Annotated in this window: 17 protein-coding genes; 8 read left to right on the forward strand and 9 right to left on the reverse strand. The window is 31.0% G+C overall.

From position 1 onward, the window contains the following. Window positions 1-17: 17 nt before the first annotated feature. Window positions 18-392, forward strand: a complete 375-nt coding sequence (locus LQ673_RS11530; protein ID WP_239705742.1) for a hypothetical protein — start codon at window positions 18-20, stop codon at window positions 390-392. Here LQ673_RS11530 and LQ673_RS11535 read toward each other — a convergent pair. From LQ673_RS11535 to LQ673_RS11545, 3 genes are read right to left on the reverse strand one after another with little or no spacing between them, the layout of a single operon-like run. Continuing rightward, window positions 389-589 (reverse strand): hypothetical protein, encoded by a 201-nt coding sequence (locus LQ673_RS11535; protein ID WP_239705741.1) that lies wholly within the window; start codon window positions 587-589, stop codon window positions 389-391. The two genes, LQ673_RS11530 and LQ673_RS11535, sit on opposite strands and share 4 nt — an antisense overlap. Window positions 590-601: 12 nt before the next feature. Further along, the gene (locus tag LQ673_RS11540; protein ID WP_239705740.1) at window positions 602-1,378 is read right to left on the reverse strand and encodes a phage antirepressor; all 777 of its coding nucleotides are present in this window, start codon (window positions 1,376-1,378) and stop codon (window positions 602-604) included. Beyond that, a complete protein-coding gene (locus tag LQ673_RS11545; RefSeq protein ID WP_239705739.1) occupies window positions 1,375-1,626 on the reverse strand; it encodes a helix-turn-helix domain-containing protein in 252 nt (83 codons plus the stop codon). Before LQ673_RS11545 ends, LQ673_RS11540 begins: the two co-directional genes overlap by 4 nt. A 193-nt stretch (window positions 1,627-1,819) precedes the next feature. Between LQ673_RS11545 and LQ673_RS11550 the strand changes: the two genes are divergently transcribed. From LQ673_RS11550 to LQ673_RS11570, 5 genes are read left to right on the forward strand one after another with little or no spacing between them, the layout of a single operon-like run. Then, complete coding sequence (locus LQ673_RS11550) at window positions 1,820-2,158, forward strand: helix-turn-helix domain-containing protein (RefSeq protein WP_107610873.1); 339 nt, start codon at window positions 1,820-1,822, stop codon at window positions 2,156-2,158. Between the two features lie 11 nt (window positions 2,159-2,169). Beyond that, window positions 2,170-2,634 (forward strand): ImmA/IrrE family metallo-endopeptidase, encoded by a 465-nt coding sequence (locus tag LQ673_RS11555; RefSeq protein WP_239705738.1) that lies wholly within the window; start codon window positions 2,170-2,172, stop codon window positions 2,632-2,634. Between the two features lie 14 nt (window positions 2,635-2,648). Continuing rightward, window positions 2,649-3,233 (forward strand): DUF4352 domain-containing protein, encoded by a 585-nt coding sequence (locus tag LQ673_RS11560; RefSeq protein WP_239705737.1) that lies wholly within the window; start codon window positions 2,649-2,651, stop codon window positions 3,231-3,233. Window positions 3,234-3,280: 47 nt separating this feature from the next. After that, window positions 3,281-3,451: a hypothetical protein gene (locus tag LQ673_RS11565; RefSeq protein ID WP_239705736.1), complete on the forward strand. Its 171-nt coding sequence runs from the start codon at window positions 3,281-3,283 to the stop codon at window positions 3,449-3,451. Window positions 3,452-3,482: 31 nt separating this feature from the next. Further along, window positions 3,483-3,677, forward strand: coding sequence for a hypothetical protein (locus LQ673_RS11570; protein WP_239705735.1), 195 nt, complete (start codon window positions 3,483-3,485; stop codon window positions 3,675-3,677). Here the strand turns inward: LQ673_RS11570 and LQ673_RS11575 are convergent. Further along, window positions 3,674-4,255 carry a hypothetical protein gene (locus LQ673_RS11575; protein WP_239722863.1) on the reverse strand — a complete coding sequence of 194 codons (582 nt, stop codon included), beginning with the start codon at window positions 4,253-4,255 and terminating at the stop codon, window positions 3,674-3,676. The two genes, LQ673_RS11570 and LQ673_RS11575, sit on opposite strands and share 4 nt — an antisense overlap. A gap of 204 nt (window positions 4,256-4,459) precedes the next feature. Here LQ673_RS11575 and LQ673_RS11580 point away from each other — a divergent pair, with 204 nt between their 5' ends. Further along, window positions 4,460-5,641 (forward strand): tyrosine-type recombinase/integrase, encoded by a 1,182-nt coding sequence (locus tag LQ673_RS11580; RefSeq protein WP_239705733.1) that lies wholly within the window; start codon window positions 4,460-4,462, stop codon window positions 5,639-5,641. A gap of 319 nt (window positions 5,642-5,960) precedes the next feature. Next, on the forward strand, window positions 5,961-6,104 hold the full coding sequence (locus tag LQ673_RS11585) for a hypothetical protein (RefSeq protein WP_164961626.1): 144 nt from the start codon (window positions 5,961-5,963) through the stop codon (window positions 6,102-6,104). Between the two features lie 35 nt (window positions 6,105-6,139). On the opposite strand, the gene LQ673_RS11590 is transcribed toward LQ673_RS11585, so the two are convergent. From LQ673_RS11590 to tsaE, 5 genes are all read right to left on the reverse strand, one after another. After that, complete coding sequence (locus LQ673_RS11590; RefSeq protein ID WP_037589607.1) at window positions 6,140-6,568, reverse strand: VOC family protein; 429 nt, start codon at window positions 6,566-6,568, stop codon at window positions 6,140-6,142. A 76-nt stretch (window positions 6,569-6,644) separates the two neighbouring features. Beyond that, complete coding sequence (gene tsaD, locus LQ673_RS11595; protein ID WP_025905054.1) at window positions 6,645-7,658, reverse strand: tRNA (adenosine(37)-N6)-threonylcarbamoyltransferase complex transferase subunit TsaD; 1,014 nt, start codon at window positions 7,656-7,658, stop codon at window positions 6,645-6,647. Then, window positions 7,651-8,118, reverse strand: a complete 468-nt coding sequence (gene rimI, locus LQ673_RS11600) for a ribosomal protein S18-alanine N-acetyltransferase (RefSeq protein WP_037589608.1) — start codon at window positions 8,116-8,118, stop codon at window positions 7,651-7,653. The genes tsaD and rimI overlap by 8 nt, the downstream gene beginning before the upstream one ends. Continuing rightward, window positions 8,091-8,756, reverse strand: a complete 666-nt coding sequence (tsaB, locus tag LQ673_RS11605; protein WP_191836006.1) for a tRNA (adenosine(37)-N6)-threonylcarbamoyltransferase complex dimerization subunit type 1 TsaB — start codon at window positions 8,754-8,756, stop codon at window positions 8,091-8,093. Before tsaB ends, rimI begins: the two co-directional genes overlap by 28 nt. Further along, window positions 8,737-9,195 carry a tRNA (adenosine(37)-N6)-threonylcarbamoyltransferase complex ATPase subunit type 1 TsaE gene (tsaE, locus tag LQ673_RS11610; RefSeq protein WP_191836051.1) on the reverse strand — a complete coding sequence of 153 codons (459 nt, stop codon included), beginning with the start codon at window positions 9,193-9,195 and terminating at the stop codon, window positions 8,737-8,739. The genes tsaB and tsaE overlap by 20 nt, the downstream gene beginning before the upstream one ends. Window positions 9,196-9,633 lie beyond the last annotated feature (438 nt).

Below are 9,633 nucleotides of genomic sequence, written 5' to 3' on the forward strand. Positions count from 1 at the left end.
GAAGGGAGGTGTTTACCATGAGCATATTTGATTTCTCAGAAGAAAAAGAATATTTAAGAAAGTTAGTGGTTGCTGGATATTACGATACAAAGGAAGCCATTGAACAAATTGTTGATAATGACAATGAATTATTGGCACTTCATTATTTATCAAAAGCTAATTCTTACTTTGTAACTTTAGAATCTTATGTTAGAAGTAAGGAAGACTTATATCGTTACGAATTTACTCAAGTTGTAAAAGCTTTTACAGAAGTCTATGAAGAGGCGCTAGATTGTGTTCGAGACAATCATTCACATCAACATACTTTGATTAACTTCGATCAATTTAAAGAAAAGCTACATCCAGTTTTGGGCTATGTTGATTCTAATCTTGACCTAGAGCTAAATAACTAACCTTCATGACCTCTTGTTAAATCAAGAGGTCTTTTTTCTTTTGATATCTCGGTGTTTTGAATGTGATGTACTATACGTCTATCAACCAACAAAAATACTTTTTTAAATTGCTCATATGATAATCCGTATTCGTGAATTAATTGATAAATCTTACGTTCTACTGCACTTTCTTCCAAATTAAGCTTTAATTCATTCATTGTGTTTCCTCCTTATACTTCAACTTTCTTTTCAATCATTGGTAAAATACCGTTTTCTTTTAACAAGTTATATAAAAAGATACGACCCTTTTGCGTCCATTTTGTATGCAAACTAAAATCCTCTGTACCATCTTTCCTTATATACTTATGCGGTTCTGAATGCGTGTATCCTTTATTGTGATATTTCGCATATAATAACCACTGTCCAGACTGCTTAAATTGAACTTTTAATTCATGTAAAACTTTGTTTAGTGCTTGTGCTGTCATGCCATAATCTTTAGCAATAGCATTTACAGTTATAAGCTTTTTACTCTTTAAGATTTGATCATAATAATCTGCTTTTGGCTTCAACTCACCTATTTGTTGTTGTAGCAGCATACGTTGTTCTTTTTCTTTCTTAAATTCTGTCAATACATGAATAATGTAATCTGGGTTTTGTATTGTTTGTTCAATCACACTATCTGTTGCATATATCCCATGCCTGCGTATTGCTGGTAATACTTCAGATGTTACCCAACGTTTAAATCGTTTAGCTGAATCTAACTTTGATGAAAAGATTAAACTGTATAAACCTGATTCGTTAATGAGTGTTACAGTTCTCTTCTGACCTGCGTGGTCAATTTGGCTACGCAGCTTATCTTCTTCATCTACTTTCTTATTGATTGCTCCTCGATAATCTTCATATCCTAAAATCTGAGCGACATCGTTACCTACAAAATATGGTTCTTCGTTTACAACTACTGTCCTTACTTCGTTTGAATCAAAATTAAAAATTTGTAATTCGTTCATTTGCTTTCCTCCTTTAAAAGTCGTTCTCTTTCGGGAACGTTATTTGTAAAAAAAATATCTAAATTATTGGTTTCATATCCTAATATTTTAGCCATTTTGATAAATTCGTTTGCTCCAATGTCCACAAATCCATTTTCCCTTTTGGCATAAGGTGTTCTTGTTTTCCACCCCATTTTATGAGCCATTTCATCTTGTGTTATACCACAAGCTATTCTTTCTGCTCTCAATCTCTTGAGATTTAGTATCATGTTGTCACCTCCATTCGTTCTCGTTTGAGAACTGTTTATAATTTATCACAGTGCGTTCTCATTAGTCAACGTTTTTAACGCAAAAATATTCAAAAAGTTTTTTTCTTCATACATATTGTATTCATTCGGGAACGGTGTTATAATCTAATTGTTCACAAAAAAGAACACTATAAAATTTCAGGAGATTCTAATTATGAGAACAAATGAAGAGATAGTTAAAATTATTAAAAACAATTTAGATAAGCAACAAATGTCAATTAGTGAACTTGCTCGTAGAGTGAATATGGCAAAATCTGCAGTATCGCGCTATTTAAATTTAACTAGAGAATTTCCATTAAATCGAGCGGAAGACTTCGCTAAAGCATTACATATAAGTACAGAATATTTATTAGGTTTCGAGAAAAATGAGCAGTCTCAAGAAACTAAACAAGACAACCTAGCAGCACACCTCGATGGAGACTTCACAGAAGAAGAATTAGCAAAGATAAGAGAATATGCAGAAATGGTAAGAAAAGCACACCGTAATATGTAAGGAGAGATTTGATGGGACGTTATGAAGAATTACTTATAGAAAATAAACATCTGCCCATTGGCGACTCTTTTGTATTAGACGGTAAATTTGACGGTATATATGACAATGGTGTTATTTTGATTGATAAGACACTTTCTAATGCAAGAAAACTTGAAGTATTAGCTGAAGAGCTTGCTCATCACAAATTAACCGCCGGTGATATAACTGATCAAGGAATTTTTAATAATAGAAAATTTGAAAATTATGCTAGACGTTACTCCATGGAATTAATTATCTCTTTAGATGGAATTATTTCTGCTTATCTTCATGGAGTACATAATCTTTATGAAATGGCAGAGTACTTTGAAGTTACGGAAGAATATATAAAATACACATTAAGACATTATAAAGCTAAGTACGGTTTGTCCACCTATCACAAGGGGTATGTCATTAAATTTGACCCTTTGCAGGTGTTTAAACATATAGAATTTGAATAAAGGAGAAATGTGTAATGGAAGAAATGAATCAAAAACCTAAGAAAAAGAAAGGTTTACTTTGGGGCTTATTAGGATGTTTAGGTGGTATAGTAATCGTCATAGTCGCTATTATAGTTATAGTATCTTTATTCTTTAATAGTGTTGACGAAGAATTGAATGGAACCAAAGAAGAAAAAGACGAAATAGCTAACACTGCAAGTAAAACTCACAAAGTTGGGGACACTGTGAAAGCTGATGGAGTAGAAGTAACGTTGGTAAGTGTAGAAGAAGCTGGAGAAACTGGAGAAATAGGAACACCTCCTGAAAATGGTAAAGCATTAAAAGTTAATTATAAGTTCAAAAATAATAATGACGATCAAATTTTAATGGACTCAGCTGATTTTACTATAAATGTTGGTGGAGAAACATATTCTGAATGGTTTGGTACTGATGATACTAACGCTGATTTTAGTCATCAAATAAATAAAGGTAATACTGCAAGTGGATATGTATACTATGATGTACCTGAATCTGACGAATATATGATTGAGATGGACGCTACTCCTGGACTTAAAAACATTAAAGCAAAATGGGAAATTAAAAAAGAAGATATTCAATAACCAACTAACCTCACACTACGTGAGGTTTTCTTATAAGGGGGATATCAATGAAAATATTAAAATTTACAGATACACACATTTACATTTTGACTAATGATGGTCATCAACTAAAGATAATAAATCCTGGCCATAAAAATAAAAAAGAAACAAATAAATGGTTAGAGATGGTTGCATCTGATTATGACAAAATGATGAAAGACGAAAATAAAAACGTCTAACTATGTTAGACGTTGAAAGGTGGTGTTATGTGTGCGTAAAGGAAATAATAACCAAAATAGTAATAACAAAAAGCCTGGTCATTTAGGTAGTGGTCCAAGTAATGGAGAAAAAAGAAACAATGACAATGTAAGAAAAAATTATAGAAATAGAACTTCTGATTTTCAACGTCCTTCAGAATCCACAATGGAATCTTTATTTGGTGATGATTATAAAAACAAAGATTAATCGTTAATTTGATAAATTTTAAAATAATAATCAGAATTGTTTGGTTGATAAATATAAGAAATAGATATATGCGATTTATCTTTTAATTTAGGAGTCGGTTCAATAATGAATATTGAATCAAGATTTTCTGTTAATTCATGCTTATTCAATATTCCTTGATAAATAGGATCATCTTTTATGTTATTATACCGCTCTATATAAAACTTAGCATTTTTTTGTAAAATACTATCTATTGCAGATGACTTAACAAAAGGTGCATAGCCTTCAGCTATTCTTTGCTTATTCATATATTTCCTAAACATCTTAAACATTTTAGGATAAACATAGATATTTAATAATATAATTATAAATATTGCTAATAATATGGTAACCAGATATTTAGTTAATGTTCCCCATTCGAGTACGTTTATACAATTTTGAACTAGAAAGAAAATAGATACGTTAACAAGCGAAAACATAATAGAAATCATTTTCTTTATTTCATTTTTTTCTGTATCAAAAAATGACAAATAATCTAAATAAATATAAGTTAGAAGTCCGGCTACACCTGAACTTGATAATAACAAGATAATTTCCAATACAATCACCTACTTTTTACCCTATTATAACATAAGAACAAATAATAGATTAATTATTTGTTCATAAGTAAAAGTTATACATAAATCATATAACAGGTGATTTTTACTTATAAAAATAAATGTAGTTTTATACATTGAAAGGCGGTGATAACCTAAGACTTAACGACCTCCCCAAGTCTCCAAACTTAACTGGAGGTAGTTTCTATGAAATATATTAAGTCGAAAAAATATGAAAATGTATATAGTTATAAGACCACAAATGGTGATAAACGTTATTGCTATAGGCTCAAATACTATTTGGATGGTAAACGAAAAGAGAAACAAAAAAGTGGATTCTTAACTGAAAAAGCTGCATATAGAGAAGTTTTGTTATTAAAAACAGATATAGAAGAACAAGATTATTCAGTTATAGAAGCAGACAAGATTACTGTTAAACAGGCGGCTGAAATGTATTTCGAGTTTAAAAGCCCCAGCTGGGCAAACTCAACGTTAAGAAATAACAAAAACTATATTAATAATCACATTATCCCTTTAATAGGTAAAACCTATTTATCCAGATTAACACCATATGAGGTACAAACTAGTCTAATCAATCCGCTTCAAGATAGAGTGAATTATAGGACAACTTATAACATCTATTGTACTTTTATTGCCATACTGGATTTCATGGTCGATAACGAAAAATTAAAACGAAATAAAATATCAGGAAAAATGCATTTTAAAGAAGAAGATACCCAACCAATTTTTTATAATCAAAGTACCTTAAAATGCATATTACATTATGCTGATAGTATGGAGCCTGTTTATAAAACCATTGTTTATACACTTACCTATACTGGTATGAGAATCGGTGAATTACAAGCTTTGAGATGGACAGATATTGATTTCAAAAATAATACGATCAGTATTAGAGAATCTAGAAATGACCATGACAATTTTACAAAAACAAAAACGAAACGTTCAAAAAGAACTATTCACGTAGATCCTGAATTGATAAAAATGTTGAAAGAATATCAAAAATACATCGAGAATAAATCTTTTTATCGCAATACACCTATCGATATCCATTCAGCAATTTTTGTTGGTAATTATGGATTAAAGCCTATTTCTAGAACAATCATTTATCAAGCATTCAATCAGATGTCTGAGGATTTAAATATAAAAATCCATGCACATGCTTTTAGGCATTCTCATGCTACATTACTATTAAAAGGTAATCAGTCTATATTCTATGTTGCTGAACGTTTAGGTAATACACCTAAGATGATTGAGTCTACTTATGGCCATATTATAGATAGTGCCAAACGTGACGTTTCAGATGCTTTTTCAAAAATACTGTCGGAAGAAGTGTCGGAAGTCATTTCATTCGACGCTCAATCCCTTTGATACCAAGGGGTTTGGGCGAACATGCTTGACTTTGTGCACAAGTACAAATGTTCTGTATTGACTTTATGATGAATACGTGACCTTCATGTATTTTTTGTAAATATTTTAAATTCTAAATGTTGAAATGACTAAAATATTAATATATTTATCAATTAGGCTAGATTTAATATCAATTAAGACTTATAATTTATGTAACCAATTTTCTTGTTTATAGACTTTAGTTATAAATTCTACTTTTATTTTGAAGTTAATGATGTGCTTAGAGTTAAATTTCATTGATTAATTGGTCTTGTGTATGCTACAGAAGGGATGATGATTTATGAAACAATCTAACATTGAAAATTATACAACGAAAGCTAAGGAACTATTGAAACATAAAATTATAACTAAAGAAGAATATGATCAACGTATAAAAGATTATACTGACTATACGAATAGTGAAGGCAAATACGCACGCAAATAAAAAAGGACGTTCAAAATTTTGAACGTCCTCTTATATTATTCTGTATATGCATTTACCATCCAAGTTACACCAAATGGATCTTGGAATGAACCAAAGAGTGGTGACCACTCTACCTCGTTTAAAGGCATATCAATTTTACAACCCGCTTCTTCAGCTTTCTTAAACAATTCGATGACAGCTTCTCTATCCTGCTCATCGTTATAATTAAACTGAAAACATGCTTGAGCGCCTTCGTTATTAATATCTTTATTTTGCCAAGTGTCACTACATAAAAATGTCTTCCCTAATAAGTTAAAGCTCGCGTTCATTGTAAAAGATTCGGGCAATTTAAATTCATCAGGTGCATCTTTAAACATCTCATGGTTACCCGGAACTCTCATAATATCCGTTGCACCTAATTTTTCTTCGTAGAACTTTAATGCTTCAATACTATTTTTAAAATTAAAATAAGTATTAACTTCCACTTTACAACGCCTCCTCAATCTTTTTATATCATATTGAGTATAACGTCTATAGTGCAATATTACAAATTATTGTATATTAAAATGCTTCAATATCTAGAGAGCTTTTACCGTTTAATTTCATATTTGAAAAGCGGTTATTTTCATATAAGAAATGAGCTACTGACCCTATCATAGCAGCATTATCTGTACATAAATTTAATGGTGGAATACTAAGATCTATTCCTAATTTATTTGATTCTTGTTCTAGTGCATGACGTAAACCTTTATTCGCAGCTACACCACCAGCTACAATTAAATGTTGAACATCATAGTCTTTAACTGCAGCCATTGTTTTGCCAACAAGTACTTCAACAACACTATTTTGGAAACTTGTTGCAACATCTTCTTTTATGATTTCTTCATTTTTTTGCTTTTTATTATGCAATGTATTAATAACTGCGCTTTTCAAACCACTGAAACTGAAATCATAGCTGTCTTTTTCTAACCAAACTCTCGGAAAATTCAAAGTATCTTGACCGATTTGTGCAAGTCTATCAACTTCAGGACCTCCTGGATATGGTAAACCTATTGTTCTAGCAACTTTGTCATATGCTTCACCGACTGCATCATCGCGCGTTTCACCTATAACTTCAAAATCTAAATGATTTTTCATATAAATCAGTTCTGTATGTCCACCTGAAACAATTAATGCAATTAAAGGAAATTCTAATGGTTTAACGAGATGATTAGCATAAATATGCCCTGCAATATGATGAACTGGAATAAGTGGCTTTTGATGACTAAATGCTAAAGCTTTAGCACTTGCAACACCGACAAGTAAAGCACCAATTAATCCTGGACCTTCTGTTACGGCTATTGCATCAATGTCATCCATTTGCATATTTGCATTTTTTAAAGCTTCATCAATCACTGTTGTCATCACTTCAACATGTTGACGACTCGCTACTTCTGGTACTACACCGCCAAATTTTTTATGTGTCATCATTTGTGTAACAACTTCATTACTGATAATTTCATTGCCGTTTTTTATGACACTTGCTGCTGTTTCATCACAGCTTGTTTCTATACTTAATATAATTGATTCAGACATTTTTTAGACTCACCCACATCACTTTAGCATCCTCTCCATCGCCATAATAATTTTTCCTAACGCCACCATACGTAAAGCCAGCTTTCTCATAAACATGTCTCGCCGCTTCATTATCCACTCTTACTTCTAAACTCATCGTTGTACAAGTTGCACTTGCAAAAGTCATCGCATATTCTAATAACATTTGTCCTATTCCATTACCTCTATATTGCTCGGCAACAGATATTGTCGTAATTTGTGCTTGATCAATAACTAACCACAATCCGCAATATGCAATGATTTCTTCACCTAAAGATACAACAAAATAATGCGCAAATTCATTTTTCTCTAACTCATGATAAAATGCGTCAATAGACCATGAACTTTGTGTAAAACTATGATTTTCTATTTCGTATACTTGAGGGACATCTTCAATTGACATTTTTCTAATTTCTAATGCTTCGTTTGATTGTTTTTCCAATTTTGTTCCGCCTCTGATAATTTTAGATATCTTGGTTTTAGTTCATGAACATTTAACACCGGTTGTTCCTTAATGTTATACATTATTGAAGCATCAGGTAATTTTGAAAGACTTCTACCTTCTAACTTATCTTGTAACTTTAATACATCGTGACCAATAAATATATATGGATGATTTTGTGATTTTAAAAATTGATTCAATGCTTCAATAGAAATATAACTATCTTCTTTGATTGTTTCTAATTTATCATCCTTATATTGATAAACACCAGCAAATACATGATCTCTTCTAGCATCAAATAAAGGTACTATAAAATCATTTTCGTTGTTGTATGTTGCTGCTAATGCTTTTAAAGATGAAACTTCATATAAAGGAATATCCAAAGTATATGCCATTGTTTTTGCAGTTGTAATACCAATTCTTAACCCCGTATACGAACCTGGTCCATTGGCAACGACTATATCTGATAATGATTGAGGTGTTATTTTCGCTTCATCCATTAACGATTCAATAACGGGCATTAATTGTAATGAATGATTCTTCTTTATATTGGACTGATAATTGATTAATACATTTCCATCTTTAACAAGTGCTACTGCTAAAGGTTGATTAGAAGTATCAATTAGTAATATTGTCATCATTTAGCACTTCCTTTATCTGTTTATAATGTTCACCTTTAGAAATAATTTCAAACACCCTTTTATCTGCGTCTATATACTTAATGTTGATTTCTAAACGCTCTTTTGGTAAATATTCTTGAATGAATTCACTCCATTCAATAATCGTAACACCATTATCATTAAAGTATTCATCAAACCCTAAATCTTCGTCACTATCTTCTAATCTATAACAATCCATATGATGAAAAGGCAATCTCCCTTTGTAGGACTTTATTATATTAAAGGTAGGTGAATTAATGTTTCTTTTAACGCCTAAAGCCTTTCCGAAATATTGGCTAAAAGTGGTTTTACCCGCTCCTAAATCTCCATTCAACAAAATAATATCATTTTCAGTTACAACTTGAGCTAATTTTTCAGCAATATGCTGCGTTTTTTCTAATGAGTCAACTTGAATAATCACTAATTTGGCACCTACCTTTTCTTTACTTAAACTAACTGAACTATTATAACAAATATTTATTTAATTGGGTAATGAATGGTTCATTTATCAGTAAAGCGCTTTCATTATCTAAATTTTTAGAAAAATCTAAATCTTCTGTTGACATGTATTCTGATATGCGTTAAATTTAGTACATAAATTTTTTAACTATTCAAAAATCTTAACTAAAAATATGGTTCACATTTGAGAAGAAAGGACGAGTTGTAATGAATTTCACAATGACGGCAAATAAACCGACAATCGAATACAGCATATTAGTGATTTTATTACGCTCAGAAGGACTCGAACAACAGTAAGCTTCAATTTACTGTATGGTTTAAGTCCTATTTCTACTTGAATGGGACTCGAAGCAACGTCCCATATTTATTGGGACGTTGCTTTTTTATTTTTCTAGAG

This window comes from Mammaliicoccus sp. O-M54 (assembly GCF_022386035.1).
GTDB classification, from domain to species: Bacteria; Bacillota; Bacilli; order Staphylococcales; family Staphylococcaceae; genus Mammaliicoccus; species Mammaliicoccus sciuri_A.